Annotated in this window: 15 protein-coding genes; 6 read left to right on the plus strand and 9 right to left on the minus strand. The window is 42.4% G+C overall.

The window, feature by feature from the left end:
- Positions 1–280 precede the first annotated feature (280 nt).
- The 4 genes from L1D55_RS09885 to L1D55_RS09900 form a co-directional block, all read right to left on the minus strand.
- Complete coding sequence (locus L1D55_RS09885) at positions 281–436, minus strand: hypothetical protein (protein ID WP_154724030.1); 156 nt, start codon at positions 434–436, stop codon at positions 281–283.
- A 143-nt stretch (positions 437–579) separates the two neighbouring features.
- Positions 580–1,662, minus strand: coding sequence for a hypothetical protein (locus tag L1D55_RS09890; RefSeq protein ID WP_239917310.1), 1,083 nt, complete (start codon positions 1,660–1,662; stop codon positions 580–582).
- Positions 1,662–2,693, minus strand: coding sequence for a recombinase RecT (locus L1D55_RS09895; protein ID WP_239917311.1), 1,032 nt, complete (start codon positions 2,691–2,693; stop codon positions 1,662–1,664). Before L1D55_RS09895 ends, L1D55_RS09890 begins: the two co-directional genes overlap by 1 nt.
- A gap of 15 nt (positions 2,694–2,708) precedes the next feature.
- Positions 2,709–3,788 (minus strand): PD-(D/E)XK nuclease-like domain-containing protein, encoded by a 1,080-nt coding sequence (locus L1D55_RS09900; RefSeq protein ID WP_239917312.1) that lies wholly within the window; start codon positions 3,786–3,788, stop codon positions 2,709–2,711.
- Positions 3,789–4,003: 215 nt separating this feature from the next.
- Between L1D55_RS09900 and L1D55_RS09905 the strand changes: the two genes are divergently transcribed.
- The 4 genes from L1D55_RS09905 to L1D55_RS09920 all read left to right on the plus strand — a co-directional run bounded on the left by L1D55_RS09905 (position 4,004) and on the right by L1D55_RS09920 (position 6,612).
- Complete coding sequence (locus tag L1D55_RS09905; protein ID WP_239917313.1) at positions 4,004–4,711, plus strand: hypothetical protein; 708 nt, start codon at positions 4,004–4,006, stop codon at positions 4,709–4,711.
- Positions 4,712–4,809: 98 nt separating this feature from the next.
- Entirely contained in the window at positions 4,810–5,514 is a 705-nt protein-coding gene (locus L1D55_RS09910; RefSeq protein ID WP_239917314.1) for a hypothetical protein, read from the plus strand.
- Positions 5,515–5,518: 4 nt separating this feature from the next.
- Positions 5,519–6,130 carry a hypothetical protein gene (locus L1D55_RS09915; RefSeq protein WP_239917315.1) on the plus strand — a complete coding sequence of 204 codons (612 nt, stop codon included), beginning with the start codon at positions 5,519–5,521 and terminating at the stop codon, positions 6,128–6,130.
- A gap of 11 nt (positions 6,131–6,141) precedes the next feature.
- Positions 6,142–6,612 carry a metal-dependent hydrolase gene (locus tag L1D55_RS09920; protein WP_239917316.1) on the plus strand — a complete coding sequence of 157 codons (471 nt, stop codon included), beginning with the start codon at positions 6,142–6,144 and terminating at the stop codon, positions 6,610–6,612.
- Positions 6,613–6,803: 191 nt separating this feature from the next.
- Here L1D55_RS09920 and L1D55_RS09925 read toward each other — a convergent pair whose 3' ends face one another.
- Complete coding sequence (locus L1D55_RS09925) at positions 6,804–7,532, minus strand: hypothetical protein (protein WP_239917317.1); 729 nt, start codon at positions 7,530–7,532, stop codon at positions 6,804–6,806.
- A 1,599-nt stretch (positions 7,533–9,131) separates the two neighbouring features.
- On the opposite strand from L1D55_RS09925, the gene L1D55_RS09930 reads away from it, so the two are divergent.
- A complete protein-coding gene (locus tag L1D55_RS09930) occupies positions 9,132–11,081 on the plus strand; it encodes a replication initiator protein RctB domain-containing protein (protein WP_239917318.1) in 1,950 nt (649 codons plus the stop codon).
- A 95-nt stretch (positions 11,082–11,176) separates the two neighbouring features.
- On the opposite strand, the gene L1D55_RS09935 is transcribed toward L1D55_RS09930, so the two are convergent.
- Together L1D55_RS09935 and L1D55_RS09940 are read right to left on the minus strand one after the other, a co-directional pair.
- A complete protein-coding gene (locus L1D55_RS09935; RefSeq protein WP_171369609.1) occupies positions 11,177–11,515 on the minus strand; it encodes a hypothetical protein in 339 nt (112 codons plus the stop codon).
- 731 nt (positions 11,516–12,246) lie between these two features.
- On the minus strand, positions 12,247–13,008 hold the full coding sequence (locus tag L1D55_RS09940; RefSeq protein WP_157938864.1) for a DsbA family protein: 762 nt from the start codon (positions 13,006–13,008) through the stop codon (positions 12,247–12,249).
- Positions 13,009–13,186: 178 nt separating this feature from the next.
- On the opposite strand from L1D55_RS09940, the gene L1D55_RS09945 reads away from it, so the two are divergent.
- Complete coding sequence (locus tag L1D55_RS09945; RefSeq protein WP_239917319.1) at positions 13,187–14,197, plus strand: hypothetical protein; 1,011 nt, start codon at positions 13,187–13,189, stop codon at positions 14,195–14,197.
- On the opposite strand, the gene L1D55_RS09950 is transcribed toward L1D55_RS09945, so the two are convergent.
- Both L1D55_RS09950 and L1D55_RS09955 read right to left on the minus strand, forming a co-directional pair.
- Entirely contained in the window at positions 14,194–15,624 is a 1,431-nt protein-coding gene (locus tag L1D55_RS09950; RefSeq protein WP_239917320.1) for a DnaB-like helicase C-terminal domain-containing protein, read from the minus strand. The genes L1D55_RS09945 and L1D55_RS09950 overlap by 4 nt on opposite strands.
- Before the next feature lie 158 nt (positions 15,625–15,782).
- Entirely contained in the window at positions 15,783–16,232 is a 450-nt protein-coding gene (locus L1D55_RS09955; RefSeq protein WP_086714976.1) for a hypothetical protein, read from the minus strand.
- Positions 16,233–16,485 lie beyond the last annotated feature (253 nt).

The following is a 16,485-nucleotide window of genomic DNA, read 5'->3' on the forward strand; positions in this document are numbered from 1 at the left end:
AAACGGGCGTGAGTAAGGAGTAATGGGTTTGAAGCCACCACTAACATACGAAAAGTCAGCTCTGCGATACATAAACGCGGGAACTGACTGAATGTTAGGCTTCAATATATGAGAAAGAAATTTTGTTGTAGTAGTGACCAAACAGGTGTGTTGAGAATGTGGTAATGCCAACAAGATGAAAGCAAACCAGAATGAAGCTAGTCACACCAAACAATCAAAATCTCTTACTATTCTGTCATGATGACAGATTAGAACACGGGTAAAATGCCGGAGATATACTCTACGACACTTGCTCCATTAGGTATTCAAAAGCGGTTTCTACCTGTGCTTCTGTCATCGAATCAAATTCAAAGCGTTCCATCGATTCAATTAACTGACTGGGTACAGGTTGTGTGTCGTGATCAGAGTGAGTGCTCGGCACTTTAGTTGTATTCATGTATCTATCACCTTCTTGTCTTTGATGAGTAGATACTAAATCAACAAAACACCCCCTCCCCCCATATTGGCGTTAGGTAGGCATAAACAGGGGCCGAGAATAGAAAACGGGGGGAGATTGGCTTTGAGGTGCAGCATCGAATATTAAACTGTCGCCTCTAGCTGGCTTGAAGAGGACTCTTCAAGCCAGCTAGAGTGGAATTGATAGCTAAAGACTTTCACTAATTCTTGCTCACGAAAACTCGCCACAACAGCAATTTGGTAACCCATCGTAAAGAAGTCGTCATAAGAATAAGGGATCTGTGTTAATCGCTCACCGGTATCAGTAAAGCCAAGTACCCATGTATTGGTGCTTGAATCGAAATCAATGATGGTCAGTAAAATTGAGCGTCTTGCATCGAATCGATACACAGAATTGGTGGCCATGGAAAAGGCAAACCCAAACTCATCGTCCATAGTAGGTTCAACCGGGACACGAGCATCAGCAAACAGCTTACAGGCAGATAGCTGACTAAGGAGAGCTTCAGAACTGCCTTCTACTTTATTGAAGAAACCAGATATCGCTCCGAGGCAAGTAAACCCGCGTTTATTCGCCATCTTTGCAAGACCAGGTAAATCAGATTGCGCTTCACTGTCAATCAGAATCGCAATTTCTGTCTTCACCATCGTTTTTCGCCATATCGGTACTAACGACATCCAATGGCTCATAGGAAGACCGGTATACCCTTGTTCAGTTTTCAACGTTGCAAAATATCCAGAATCCACAGGGTAAATGGTCAGAACAGCAAGGGTAAAATTACTTGTGCCAGAAGTAGGAAAAAAACTGCAATCTGAATTGAAACATGTCGTGGAGTCAACAGAGAGGATGTCGTTATCTATCCAAGACATTGACGCCTCGGGAACACGAAAACGGACCAGTACATCTCTTTCACGCACTGCCTTATATTCCTTGGGAAGACCTAACATAGACATATGTGGCAAGTTAATGTCATCAGGATGTGTTCGCAAACTCTTCACGACTTGCTGGTGGATATACACATCGGCCTGCTCTTGAGTACACTCAACTTCTTTGACAGAGCCGGTATCGCTGCGCTTAGTTTTGTAGATCAGTTTTTTGGAGCGACCACTCACTACAGAATGAGTGAGGAATACATTCTTCTTCCCTTGCGTGATGATATTCGCACTAGGCAGTCGCTCAGGTTCGTTGTAAGTTTCAGTGTTCGTCATTAGTACCCCCACCCGCCCATAAAGCCATCAGAACCAAGAGTGGTTGGCGATGGGTTATCAGTTGACGGTTGTTCTGTTGCATCTTGAACCGGAGGAATAAATTCCATTTTTGGTCCATCAGTGGAACCTGCACGCTTAATCAAATCAGCAGCAGACTCACCTGTGTGTGTAACTACCTTCGAAGTACACACAGTATTGGTGTTCTTGATTGGCTGTCCAAAGGTGTTAACAGGAACGTTGTTTTGGTTTGAACTTAATAATTGCTTCTCTTTCTTTCCACGAGCGATCTCTTGGTCCATGGTGGATTTCATGTTCGTCCACATATTATCTTCTACGCTCATGAGCGTTTTAATACGACTGCGGTAATGAGGCTTATCGAAACCGAGTTGATTGAACAACAAGCGCATCATTCTACGAATTGCAGATTTCTTACGCATCTGACCAACAAATGCAGTATTCCAAACCGACTGGTTAGAACTGAAACTCATAGCCGCCATAAGCTCTATCTCATCCAACTCTTCACGGGATAGTGCTTCACAATAAACATGCCCTCCCAGTGTCTCCCCAATAGCATAAGCACATAGTAAGTCCCCACTTGCATAGGCACCTTGAGAAGTATGCTCAGGCAGTGAACGAGAGCCATGATAGACAAATTGGTCATTGCTAAAAACTTGATCCGCTGTAACTTGCGCCATTTCACCTGACTCGAACGCTAAGTGAATCAGTCCGTGGTATGTCGGCATGAATTCCAACACGAAGAAATTCGATACATAATCGTGACGATACAAAAAGGTGCCGTGATTCAAGCCTTCCTCAACAGACAAACCAATGGTCGCTTGGTTCAGTATGCTCCAATACACTGAGTTCGCATCCATATTAGAGGTAATCGACTCACCAAAGCTTTCCAGAATGTATGCGACATATTCCAGCTCTAAGTCTGTATCAAGACCCGATTGGTTCTCAGCAACGATAGTCGAAAAATGAGGACGTGCAGCCTCGACTGCTTGTAATACTAGTGATTGATTAGTCATGATAGCGCCCTCCAATTAACGGCAGTACTTCGGAATAGTGATAGAAGTGATTCCTGATAGATTCACGCGTTTTGTCCATACGCCTGTAGAAAGGCAAGTCGCCAATGTATGTAGCCCATCTTTGAACTTAATCATCGATTCTTCCTTTCTTTGTAAGTCATAGACTTCACATAAATCAGCATCGACATACTCAATGCATGCAAACAAGAAGGCACCCAAGTTCACCTCAAGCAAGCTTGCTACGTAGGTATAGAACGCTTCTTGAATGTGATATCCCAAGTTACCCGCTTGCTTGGCAAACGCATCAGGGTCCGTACTCGCAGTTGTTTTTACATCAACGGCAATACAGTCGAAGCGTAGCCAGTCAAAGCGACACTTGAGCCAAAGACCAGTTTCTGGGCAGCGAGCGATAAAGGAGATCTCTGGTAACCCGTCTTGAATCAATGCATCTGCATCAACATTATCTCGACATGTTTCGTGTACGCGGTGTGCATCGTCCCAGACAATGGCATCAATCGCTTTTTTACCTTTATGGATAGTCTTATTGTTGTGCTCTTCTAAAACCGTATCCCAAAATTGCAGGGTCGGTTCTACTGCCAATAACTCTTTCATCAAACGCTCTTTATTAGCGCTTTTTGGCACATTAGGGATGTTAAGCTTCTCAACAAGCGCTTGCATTTCTGCGACCGTTCTAAGGGCATTTGGGTAATCAGCTGGCACAATATCGCGGTAATACCGGTCATAGAACTCATGAGGCTCTAGGACCAACTCATGACCATAGGTGCCTGCATCAAAGGTGCGTTGCAGCGACTTCGACACGGTTCTACCACGGTCAATATCGCTTATGTATTTTCTGTAAAAGTGGGCAGGGGATTTCTTTACGAGCAGCTTCAACTGAGATGATGAATACGCGGGTAGGGCATGGTAAACCTCGTTCTCCATGCCAATGTAAATCCCCTCTATGAGCTCACCTTTTTCATCAAGCCAGCTCGGGGACCCATCTTTGTTGTATGCCTTAAGCACATCACAAGTACTACCATCAAATTTGAATGGAGTAACCGAATCTCTTAGCGAGCTAATCATTTCAGTAATCATAATATGCCTTCTTAAACTTGTTTGTGATGTTATGAATATACATCACGAAATCCGTTTTTTAGTAGTAATCTCCCCCCACTTTGAAAATTAGCGAATTCACCTTGATCCCTTATATATCAATGTCTTTGAAAGAAATCCTAACTGTCTAAACCAGTCCAAAATCGGTGTATAACCAATGATGACAGAATCAAAAATGGACAACGAAGATGCTAGGTATGAACTATGTAATTCCATACGCCAAACACAGAAAAAATACTGGCAGTGGCGCAGGTGTTCCGTTGATATTGAAATCGAAAGGGCTCGCAAATGGTGAAGGACTTTATGGTGATTGCTTTAACTTGCCGATAAAGCAAGGCGGGGTGTTGTTGAAAGAAGCCGAAATGGAATCAATGCTCACGAGCACGCTGGTGGAGCTCGGTAAGATACCGAAGAAATTTATAATCACCCGGTTGAACTTAGGACCAAAGGCTGTTCCTGATGAGTTGTTTCTCAATATCTTTGCGAGACATTCTCTGCCCTCAAATGTGAAGCTCAATGGTGTTTGGGCAAGAACGCTTATCCCCGAGTCGCCGTTTGTACTTTCTGTTATCGACCTGCGTGGCCAGAAGTGTGAATTATCCGTGACGGAAAAAGTCAGCCTGCTGCTGGGCAATGTATCCGGAGAAGTCGCGATACTGTCAGACTCCCCTTATACGACCTTTCCAAAGTGCCAATATCAAGCCAAGATGCTGAACGCGGATTATGACAATGATGGCCGTGTAGCTGGGCGGCTATTGAATTTTGAACAGCTACAGCTTTCTAATGCGGCTGCGCTTTTGATCGATGAATCTACGAAACCAGAAAGACTTCAACAAGTTCTCCATTGGTGTGAGTTGTATCAAATAAAGGTCCGAAAGATAGACGCACGGCACGGTCAACAATAAATATTGTCAATTAACGCCCGAAAATTGGCTCTTTAATTGAAAACATCGTTTGAGGGAAACGTTACCTTATTACCGTCTTTACGTTTATTGGTAACTCTATGATCCACTTCCTAACTATTGCTGCCGCCATTTGGGTACTTAAGTATCTGATGGAGCGCTTCCAAAAGAGCAGAGTACTCGTGTTTATCACGGGAATAGTTGGTGTACCTTTACATGAACTCGGACATTACCTGATGTGCAAATTGGTTGGGTTTAAGGTAACCGAAGTGAAACTGTTTCAAATGCCGACTCAAGATAATCCCGTGCTCGGCTACGTAAATTACGAATACCCAATGTCCATCTCCGGTTCAATTCGAAAAGTAATAGTCAGTATTGGCCCAATTTTCACAGGCATCGTCGCACTGTATTTCCTCTCACCACAAGTGACACCGTATCTTTTTAATAACAACACAATTGACCTAACGTTGTTCATGAATAAAGCAGGGTGGCAACAGTGGTTTCTCATCTGGGTTTTATCTTCAGTAACACTGCACATGCTTCCATCTCTCACTGACATCAAAATCGCAATGGCTGGCTCACTTTGGATTGGGGTGTTTACTTATGTCGGCTTAATCTACGCAGCTTCACACACAACAACCGTTCTAAGCAGCGTCAATATCTATCTGGAAGAAATGGCAGGTTTGATGAGTGTTGGGGCAATCATCGCAACAGTCCCAGTCGCTATAACGCTACTTAAATTTATTTTCTCAACTATGAGTTCGCGTATGTATAACAAAAGCGTTAATTCATTAAAAAGAGACTAGACCAATGAAAATGACTCAAAAGAAAACGTTAGCTGCGTTCATGATTTCAATCATGGCAGTCGGTTGTGCATCTAACGACATGACCAAATTGGAAGTAGAAAAGGCGAAGCATGACGCAACGATTGACCGTGTGGATGAGACGCTGAGTAACATTCCTTCTTGGTACATGAAATCACCGAAGTCTAACGGTGAAGGCTTTTTTGCAGCCGGAACAGGAATGAGTTCTGACTTAGACATGGCGGTAACTAAAGCGAAGATTAACGCTGAGTTTGAATTGGCCAAGAAATATCGCCAAATCGTATCGGGCAGTGAACGTGCGTACACATCAGAAACAACCAATTCAGCGACCACGGAAAGCAAAGTCGTATCGTTGACCGAAAAGACAATCGATAAGCTGGTGGCGAACGCACAGCTCTCTGACTATGACGTAACGGATACAGAAATTATCCGTGAAGGTACTCAGTACCGCGTCTACTTATTGTCATTCATGCCATACGATTCGAACAATGATGGCAATGATGACTTATTCCGTGACGTTCGAGCAGCAAGCGACATTGCTTTTAAAGACTTAGAGCGTCGTGTAGATAAGGCTACAAACGGCAACGCTGTTGAGTAGGGTGGTGCCGTGTGAAGGCTATCAATCATCAAATAACAACAGCAAGCGCCTATTACATCTGCATGAATACGATGCAAGACACATTCTATTGGATGTCATTTGCAGGTATGGGTTTCGCGATGTTAGGAGCATTACTGCCTGACATTGACACCAGACATAGCAGGGTAGGGCGCATTGTTCCGTTTTTGAGTATACCGATTGAAGGCATTCTCGGGCATCGAGGAGCGCTACATAGTTTACTTGCCGCATTCGGGCTTTGGTTCTTATGTGCGACGTATGAGTTTCCTTGGGCATACTCGCTGACATTTGGCTATATAGGTCACCTGGTGGGAGATGCTTGTACCAAATCAGGCGTCAATTTCTTTTGGCCGATCACTACTCGGTATCGAGTGCCGCTGACGCCAGCAAGTAACGGCTTCTTTGAGGCGGTAACGACTGTTAGTTTTTTTTGTTTAGCGATGTACATCGGAGTACAAAATTAAAGTGGTGAAGATTCGATCAATTTCAATTTGGTTGACCTAATAGTCAAGGCAAACAGTCATATCAATTTCAATTTGGTTGACCTAATAGTCAAGGCGAACAGTCATATCAATTTCATTTTGGTTGACCTAATAGTCAAGGCGAACAGTCATATCAATTTCATTTTGGTTGACCTTGCAGTCAGGGCGAACAGTCATAGATGGTTGAACCACAAAAGAACAACTGGTAAACACAAAACTGTTGAACACATGCTTCTATCTAACTGAAAAGAAAAGGGGGAGACGCTTATATCGGTATGGATATCAGATTTAAGTTGAGTACGATTCATATCTGTATCAACTGAAGACTTCGTATAGTCACGCTGTACAGTCATATTAATTTCAAATCGAGACACCATATAGTCACGCTGTACAGTCATATTAATTTCAAATCGAGACACCATATAGTCACGCTGTGCAGTCATGTCATTTTCAAATGATGACATTGTATAGTCACGCTGTGCAGTCATGTCATTTTCAAAAACTGACACGGTATAGTCACGCCGTGCAGTCATGTCAGTTTCAAAAACTGACACGGTATAGTCACGCCGTGCAGTCATACCACTTTCAAAAACAGACACGGTATAGTCACGTCGTGCAGTCATGTAACTTTCAAAAACTAACACGGTATAATCACGCCGTACAGTCATATCATTTTCAAATACGGACTCAATACAGTCAGCCTGTGCAGTCATATCAAGTTCAGAATGTTGAGGGCGATGGTCAGGAAAAACAGCGATACATAAGCCATTGAAATATTTACGACTGACCAATATATAACCGGTATAAAATCCGGACAAATCACCTAAGTCGTATAAATACAACCCAGTATTGAAATCAATCGTTCGCGGGTTCATTAGATGAAATAGAAATTGTTCGCTCATTACCGTGCAGTGATGCTAAACCCTTATCCGGTGGGGCATTCTACTCAAGCAGTTCATGATCGCTCATTACCGTGCAGCGATGTTAACCCCTTATTCGAAGGGGCATTCTACTCAAGCAGTTCATGATCGCTCATTACCGTGCAGTGATGCCAAACCCTTATCCGATGGGGCATGCTACTCAAGCAGTTCATGATCGCTCATTACAGTGCAGTGATGCCAAACCCTTATCCGATAGGGCATGCTACTCAAGCAGTTCATGATCGCTCATTACAGTGCAGTGATGCCAAACCCTTATCCGATAGGGCATGCTACTCAAGCAGTTCATGATCGCTCATTACCTTGCAGTGATGCARAACCCTTATCCGAAGGGCCATTCTACTCAAGCAGTTCATGATCGCTCATTACCGTGCAGTGATGCCAAACCCTTATCAAATGGGGAATGCCACTCAATGCATTCATGATCGCTCATTACCGTGCAGTGATGCCAAACCCTTATCCGAAGGGGCATGCCAGTCAAGCCGTTCTTGATCGCTCATTACTTTGCAGTGATGCTAAACCCTTATCCGAAGGGGCATGCCAGTCAAGCCGTTCATGATCGCTCATTGCAGTGCAGCGATGCTAAACCCTTATCAAATGGGGAATGCCGCTCAATTCACTCATGATCGCTCATTATGACGCAGGGATGTGAAAGCTACATACAGCGGAGCTTGCTGGACGTTGTGTTCTTGATCGCTCATTACCTTGCAGTGATGCAGAACCCTTATATGATGGGACTTGCCGCTCAATTCACTTATGATCGCTCATTATGGCGCAGGGATGTGAAAGCTACATACAGCGGTGCTTGCCGAGGAATGTGTTCTTGATCGCTCATTGCACTACTGGGGTAAGTTCAAATAAAAGGCCATTGCTAATGGCCATCTTAGTGAGAAAGGCTGTGGTGAAATTCTTTGGGATATTGCTCACATAATAAGAAAAGTTTCATGCAGTGATAGCGAGGATATTAAACCATTGATGATCAAAGAATTATTCAGAAATTATATAACATTTCTAATGAGCGATCATAACATTTTACCAGTGATTAAAGCATCCACCTGACGTGTATTACCTGTTGGTAATGTGTGAGTAACTCTGTATAAGCTGTATAAAGCAATTGAGCGATCAAGAATAAACAATTGAGCGATCAAAAGATGCAATTGAGCGATCAAGAGCTGGGAATTGAGCGATCAAAAGATCCAATTGAGCGATCAAAAGATCAAAGCGTGATCTATCCACAAGCCAATTTTATGACTGCTCCTAAATGAGCGATCATAAGAATATGAAGTTAAAAGAGTAGCATTTAACTATAAAACATAGACTTACGTAGAGCGTATGTATCACCGCACTAAATTGAGCGATCAAGAGTTGTATAAACAAATATCAGCGGTTAGGTATGGGTGTAATCATACTAATCACTAAACCTTTATCAACTAAAGAAATCATCTATAAAAAGATCATATTTTTAATAACTTAAATCAAAATAATCTGGATGATCATGATAGGGTTGCTTATTCTTGTTCAACAGTTATGATTAAAGCATCATGAAAAACAGTGATAGAGCACATGCCGATAGAACTCAACGATATCTCACCTGAATTGCTAGAAAAAATTGACCTGAAAAGGCGTTTTACTCTTTTTCTTTTCGACCCAGCTGATGTTGAGTTATTTGATACAATTCAGGACATGAGTTTAGGCTTGAAACAACGCACTATTGCTCAACACCTGATCGCCTTAGCTAAATCACACAGTGGCATAGCCAATAAAGTATTTCAAGAAGGCGTAGAGGCACGTTATGAAATTAAACCTGCAACCCTTCGACGTACTCTGATGGAGCTTAAGAACTTAGGGTTCTTAGTCTTACATGAAGTCACTCATAACGGTCAAAAACGGTCTACTTCAAATATTTACACCTTAGCTAAAAAAGTTGACCTAGCTATAATTGCTGATCGTGACTCCCTAACGGATCGCAATCGTCCCAAAGGCAATAAAAAGTCTAATCGTGAAAGTGTCAAAAATGCTCTTCAGAAGAAATCTCTATCTCAACAGGATGTTGATCTGCGACCTTATCTTCCAAAGGGTATGCCTTATGACAAACAAATCTTACCTACTGAGTACATAGCACTGGCTCCAAACAAGAGGAATGGCAGCCCTAAAGCGCTTGTCCAATTCAAGCATCCAAAAGGTGGTAATTATACGGTTGCTGCAAAAGGGCATGAACAAGTATCGACTAAAGGTGCTATCCAAACCTTAATGGCACTATTGTCGTTAGCTATCGCATATAACGCCCGAGCAATGAAAACTAAGCGGTTTTCGCGTCCGTTCGAAAATACTGAGTGTGCTGCAAAACTAGAAGAGGTTTTGTATCTACGTGGTCTGAGTGACAACGGTCAGACTCGTGATCGCATAAGAGAACAAATTCAAGAATTACGTCACACAGTTTATGAGTGGACCGATCTAGACGGTGTGATTGTAGATGAAGAACTTCAGAAACTGTTCACGCAAAAAGACTTCCAGTTCATTATTGAACTGGAAACCAACTCAAAACTCGCCCCCGTTATCAATGAAAACGGCGTGGAAGTAAAGCCGACACTGTTCTTCTATACGTTTCATCCCAAACTAATCGAAATTCTGGCTAAGAAAGAAGTATTTTTCACTTTACCCAAACAGATTGCAGTTGGTGACCCTCTGTTACTCCTCTTCTACATGTGTCTGCGTGTGAGGCGAGTAGGGTATGAGTCTTTGGATCTATCTTTAATTGCTGAACATATGTTTTTCGATGGGAGTGATAAAAAGCTTCATAATGACATCACAGCTGCGTTGGAAATCTATAAATGCAAACCTGGTGATTTGGTGATGCGCAATGATAAAAAGATTACCAAAGACTACAATTTGTGCGGGTACTATATTTCATTCACAAAGAATCAAGATGGTAACTACGTGGCCGTAATTGACTGTGATGAGAAACAGATGATAGAAGCTACAGGTTCAACCTTCAAGGAAGGCAAAAAGAATGCTCCAACGATAATGAACCCGTTGGTCAACAAGTTTGCGTTAGCAGATGAGATGAAACGTAACGTACTCGTAGATGCACTCCGCGATGACCTATTGTTTAAATATGTAACACATACAACTAGACGTTTCGCGAATTACCGAAAATTTAAATTATTAGAATCTGAATACACAATATCTGCCTATGACGATGAACACCACATAGACCGTATTGCTCACTTAGTTTCAATGGATTTAAATGCCAATAAAGATGTTGCTGTAGAAGCGCTACATAAAGTGCAAGGCCATCTTAAGAAACTCACTTATGGTGAGACAATAATTGAATCCGAACACTTCTACAGCCTGATGAGCCGCTTGGAAACTGGGCATAATATCAAGTTATCAAAAAGTGAATTAATCGACAGTGTAAAGTTATTGAGAGCCAAGAGATTTAACCAGTGGGTTAATGGAGAATTAGATGAGCTTGCCGCTTTCATTTCATCTAAGTTGGCTCAAGTAAGCTAAAGAGACTGAAAATCACATAAAGTCGATATAGTCACTAAGTATGGTTACCTATTAAAAAAAAAGAACCCGATGTGTGTCGGGTTCTTTTTTTTCGTTTAATTGTCGTCTGAAACCACCCAATGGTCAGCCACCAGCCGCGTTATAAAGGCATCGAAGAATTCTTTTTTACCGAATATACCCATTTCATTAAAATCATTGTTGCAGTAGCTACACAGCACCTCAGTTATTGCTTCATTCACTAGATAGTGGATTTCTTGGATACACACATGATAGGAATCTTCGCCATCACCGAACGTTAGAATTACCCCTTTTTGGATCAGCTCAGAAGGCAGTTCCAATTCCTTTTTGTAAGTTGAACCGATGAATTTATAGAAGTCGGGGTGAGCGTGATGAGTGTTCCCTCGCGGAAGTAAGTACAAAGTTACTTTTGTCATGGTAGAAAACCTTTTTCTTATCTCATGTTGATTTCTTTTGTATACATCAATGACCAATTCTATGAAGGAAAATGAAAATCAAAGTGTTGTTCAAGCGTGGAAAGCAAAAATGCCAAGGGTAAAGAGTCTTTTGTGGGTAAAAAAAGGCCCTGCTCCAATGCAGGGCAACTTTTATTATTGTTAAGTCGAAGCCTATCCCCAGGTTATCCGACTTTTCACCACACGTAACTGTCACCACACAGCACGCCAAAGAAGACTGTGACAATCTGCTTAGGTGTGCTGTGTGACGTTTGCTACACGCGGTGAGGGATCAGTGAAAAATACATTTTCAATAAATTCAGTCGAGGACTGGTATGATCAACGGGACATATCACCCGACTAATAAGGGAACTACCGGATAGTGGTAGAGAACTTAGAAGGTTTTGAGAACTGAATTAATTATAATTATGCTAGGCGGATTTGTATAGTTTATATCCAAAGCGGTTGGCGTAACTTTGAACTTGGTGAAGCAGCCGCAGGAAAGGTTGTGGCACAATGATGACACGCTTGTAGCAATATAGTGATTACGTTGTGGTACTACAGCTAAAAAAAACCCCCGTAGAACGGGGGAGTATGTGTGGTGATTTCGTAGTTATGCCTTACTACTTGTAGTTAGTCTGCTCCACTCCCTCCTTGGAGTGACTTTGCAGGGCCATACGAGTAAATACCTCCACACCAATATACGATGCTTCCTATTTACTAACTGCCTGCCTATTAGTTTGGTTTACCAGTTGGCTATACTGAAGGTTCACTTCTTCGATCATCTGTTGACGACTGATTAGGCCCCCAAACTTTTTTTCACCAATATAAAAAGTTGGAGTTCCAGTAAGTTTCAGATCTCTAAAAAGTTTATTATTTTTATTTAAAATAGCACTTACTTGTGACGAATTCGCAGTCTTTTTGATAAGCGTACTGTCTAGCCCCATCAGTTCAGCAAGCTCGTATGCCTTCTGTGGGATGGACTGCTGCATTGAAAGAAGCTCTTTGTGGAATGCTGGATACGCATTGGGAGAGATCTGATTTACAGCAATGGCTATCTTCGCTAATTCAGCCGAATTAGGGCCTAAAATCGACACATCTTTATACACGAATCGGATGCGTTTGTCTTTACCTATTAGGGGAGCCAACTCTGTTGCACCTCTCTTACATACCCCACATGCGTAGTCAAAAAACTCTACGATAGTGATCTCTCCAGCTTCATTAAGAACTGGCGTATCTTCATCATAATACAAAGATTTTGAAAACATTTGTTTATGCTTCATTGTTTGGTATGTCCTCACGGATTCCACTCCTGCGATTAAGAGTTCAGGGTTTGATTGGAACGCTTTCATAAGCATCGAGTTGAATTGTTGTTGTGACATTTCAACTTCAGAAGCTGATGCGGTAGCTGCAGAACCAATTGCCAAAATTGTGAATAAAGTCGTCGCTGTCTTCTTGAACAAAGGTGCCATCATTAGATTCCTCGATTTGAGTGGTCGTAACATAGTGCTCGATGAACAACGTTATGTTTTCAATTAAGAGAACTTTTTTTCGAGATAGATTGAAACGGGGGGAGAAAATTGACGCGATGATCGGGGAAAACCATAATGAGTTTACCCACCCCAGTTATGAAAAAATGTATGGAGCGTTACTATGGACCCGATCAGTAGAATGAATTCCCTCATTACAGAAAGCTTTAATTCTGTAAAAGAATCGCAATCAGAAGTGCTTGAAACATTGGCCACTACAACAAGGAAGGTGTTCAAAGAAATTACTCAAACAACACCGAATTGGAGGCAGAAGCTTTCAGAAATTGCCAATGATGCAACTTGCGCCAATTATGTTGGCCACGTTGTCTCTAACAGACACACTCCAGCAGAGCTACTTCAGTCACAGGCAACTGACGACTTTGTTCTTAACGAATTACAAGTGACAGCGTTCGTGGTTTACGAAATGGTGGAACGAGGTTGCCCTGAGCCGACTCAGCTCAAAGATTTGAATACTGCTATCCAGAACGTAACGCTGAAGTCATTAAACAGTTTCCGCAAGTTACTACGCCGCCATAACTATGATATCGACTATCTTTCAGATCGTGTACAAGAGGCTGCCTTGGAAACGATTCGTGCTGCACGCTGCTATAAGCATACGGGTATAGCGAGCTTTGATACTTACGCGAGCGCTCGCGTTAAGACCGTTGTATCAAGAAAAGAGCTCCACCATACACTGATGGTGAAAGTATCAGACCGGGACATCTCAGGCGCGTATTCAAAAGCAATTGAAATTAATTCCGAGAAAACCAACAACAAGCTGACCCCAGATTCCAGTGCATCATCGTACTTACCCAAACCATTGTACGACTTTGAGCATGGTTCGAACGATAATCGATATGGGGTAGCTAGTGGATGTAGCGACAATGTGGTGTCGAATTTGACGCATCTTAAGTTGAGACAGCACTTGATTGCCCAGTTAAAGACCCTCAATGCGAACGAGAAAATTGTCATCATGAATGAGATGGGATTAGTAGCCGGTACATTGAATCGAAACGACTTGGTTGAATCTCTCGGTTTCTCCTCGTCTCGATATACCCAAGTTAAGACAAGCGCCTTACAAAAGCTAGGCGCACATAAGTCACTTTCTAAGTCATGGGAACGTGCGCTTGCTTAGTTGATGAACTCAATTCCACTCCCATTGGGACTATTGTTTGGCAGAGTATCGTTAGTTTCGGTATTCTGCTTTTTGTTGTCGGTCCTTTGGTATTGATCAGCAATCGGTGACGCAGCTGGTGGTGCGCTTTGCGTGTAATTGAAGGAATCTTTAATTTGAGCGTATTTTCCAATGAAGGTTGTTTTTGCAGAGCCTATAGCTGATTTACGAGCTTTGCTAATAATCAAATGAGCGACCCCAGGTTCATTTTGAGGATCATACATTTCCGGTCGATAAATAAAGCAGATGATATCCGCATCTTGCTCTAGCGAACCTGACTCTCGTAAGTCGGAATTCACTGGGCGTTTATCAGCACGCTTCTCGATATCGCGAGACAATTGGGATAGTGCTACAACAGGTACTTGTAACTCTTTCCCCAACGCTTTGAGCTGTCGTGATATTTCTGAGACTTCTAAGTTTCTATTATCAGTTTTGTATTTTTCACTGGTTAGCAACTGAATGTAGTCCACACCAATACCAGAAATCTTTCCATTATGCTGCCGATAAAAGCGACGTGCGCGACGACACAACTCCTCGACGGTCATTGAACCGTCATCCATCTCAATATTGTAATCACCGGATCTACCTAGCGCAGATGAACAATCAGCCCATTGAGTATCACTCATGCTGGCGTTTCGAATATTACTCAGTGGTACGCTTGCCAAGTTAGATAGCAAATTCTCTCCAATCGATTCTGAGCTCATTTCAAGGGAGAAAAATAAGAATGGTGCATCGTTTTGATGACTTGAGTTTTTGATAACGTTCAGGAGTAAGGTGGTTTTTCCGTGAGATGGACGGCCTGCAAAGATGATGAAATCTGCAGGTCGGAATCCACCAAGTGCTTCAAAGCATGCAAAGCCCGACTTAAATGCATTAAATTCCCCTTTGCTTCTGCGCTCCATGTTGTCCAGCGTTGCAGCAAAGGCATCTTTCAATGAAATTGGGCCTTGCTCATTGTCCTTTTCCACTTCGTCATAAGACTCAACAACAGAATGCATCGAACCTATGATTTCATCGGTCGTCTTGTTTGACGAACATTGTGTTAATAGCTTTTGAAGCTCCACCTGAAGTGTTCGTTTGTTGTTAGTGTCGTTGATTTGCGAAACATAGTCAGAAAGAGCATTTATGTTTGCTGGTTGCGCTAGTGACTCCATGGCAACTGTAGTAATCGCGTCGACTCCCTCTTGCCCATACTCAGCGTATACACGCGCTTTAATCGTGTTTAAATCGATTGATTGTTTATCTTCGTGCAATTTGAAGCAGGTATCGATGAGAACCCGTGTCGCTGTATCACTGACAACGTTAGTTTCTAGGTCGAGTTCGTCAATAACGCCATCATGGGAGAGGATGAGGTTTATCACAGGGTGGTATAAATTAAACTTTAACATGGTAATGCCCATCGGATACTAGGACATAGTTGATACAACTTTTGAGAGTGAATTTAGAGAATTGAGTGGGGGAGGTGGTAGGGAAACCCAAAAAGTTAACAACGGAGTGGGTTCAATCGTAACAATCAAACGATTGGATTTTTGGGTTTCCCAAATTACTAAAGCGAGGCGTCGATGCCTCCCTCATAATCAAATTCGACGGACTCTGTGGGAGAGCTAATCCATGCGTCGATAATGTTATTGCGTCGTGTCGTGTGGTATTTGCCTGACGGAAGTTTTTGCATAAATCCATCGGTGACCTGGTTGATGTCCAACGAGTAGCCCAGCTTCGAAATCTCGCCATGAAGTTTAAACATCACGTTATCCGAGATGTAGTGATAAGCGGTACTGCGCGAGATGTTGGCGTAGGTTCGATAGAGCTCTTCACATGGTTCCATTTTGAATTCATCTTCCAAAAGACTTGAGCTGCATTGAGAAAATAACAAGTTTACTCGTGCATCTAAATAATCGGTGCGGCTGGGTGTGAGCATATACACGGCCAAACACGCAAAGGCGACAATTAAGCACGCAGCGGTTCTGACAGGGACACACTTTGTATTCATTTCCATAACGTTTCCAGTTCCATTCATCAAGACAACCAGTACGAGAAATATGGCATAGACACTGACGTAGAAATGTAATTAGTGGGACGATTTTACCTGTTTACCTCATTTGAAGACGATCCCTCATCATGTGATTGGGTTCGAGTGCCATTGTCAAATAAGAAGCTTAAATGGCTTCGCTAATTCGTAAACCCAAGTGATTAGACGTGTATAACTGACAGTCAGAGTCTAAATCTTCTTAGAGTTGCCGAGGTAGTTA

Source organism: Vibrio sp. Isolate22, assembly GCF_022398115.1.
Classification (GTDB): domain Bacteria; phylum Pseudomonadota; class Gammaproteobacteria; order Enterobacterales; family Vibrionaceae; genus Vibrio.

Bases quoted from the DNA above. Each gene is read 5' to 3' on its own strand.
- L1D55_RS09910 (WP_239917314.1), top strand. From the start codon at position 4,810: ATGATCCACTTCCTAACTATTGCTGCCGCCATTTGGGTACTTAAGTAT.
- L1D55_RS09955 (WP_086714976.1), bottom strand. From the start codon at position 16,232: ATGGAAATGAATACAAAGTGTGTCCCTGTCAGAACCGCTGCGTGCTTA.
- L1D55_RS09940 (WP_157938864.1), bottom strand. From the start codon at position 13,008: ATGATGGCACCTTTGTTCAAGAAGACAGCGACGACTTTATTCACAATT.
- L1D55_RS09900 (WP_239917312.1), bottom strand. From the start codon at position 3,788: ATGATTACTGAAATGATTAGCTCGCTAAGAGATTCGGTTACTCCATTC.
- L1D55_RS09890 (WP_239917310.1), bottom strand. From the start codon at position 1,662: ATGACGAACACTGAAACTTACAACGAACCTGAGCGACTGCCTAGTGCG.
- L1D55_RS09950 (WP_239917320.1), bottom strand. From the start codon at position 15,624: ATGTTAAAGTTTAATTTATACCACCCTGTGATAAACCTCATCCTCTCC.
- L1D55_RS09925 (WP_239917317.1), bottom strand. From the start codon at position 7,532: ATGAGCGAACAATTTCTATTTCATCTAATGAACCCGCGAACGATTGAT.
- L1D55_RS09905 (WP_239917313.1), top strand. From the start codon at position 4,004: ATGAACTATGTAATTCCATACGCCAAACACAGAAAAAATACTGGCAGT.
- L1D55_RS09930 (WP_239917318.1), top strand. From the start codon at position 9,132: ATGCCGATAGAACTCAACGATATCTCACCTGAATTGCTAGAAAAAATT.
- L1D55_RS09935 (WP_171369609.1), bottom strand. From the start codon at position 11,515: ATGACAAAAGTAACTTTGTACTTACTTCCGCGAGGGAACACTCATCAC.
- L1D55_RS09915 (WP_239917315.1), top strand. From the start codon at position 5,519: ATGAAAATGACTCAAAAGAAAACGTTAGCTGCGTTCATGATTTCAATC.
- L1D55_RS09885 (WP_154724030.1), bottom strand. From the start codon at position 436: ATGAATACAACTAAAGTGCCGAGCACTCACTCTGATCACGACACACAA.
- L1D55_RS09945 (WP_239917319.1), top strand. From the start codon at position 13,187: ATGGACCCGATCAGTAGAATGAATTCCCTCATTACAGAAAGCTTTAAT.
- L1D55_RS09895 (WP_239917311.1), bottom strand. From the start codon at position 2,693: ATGACTAATCAATCACTAGTATTACAAGCAGTCGAGGCTGCACGTCCT.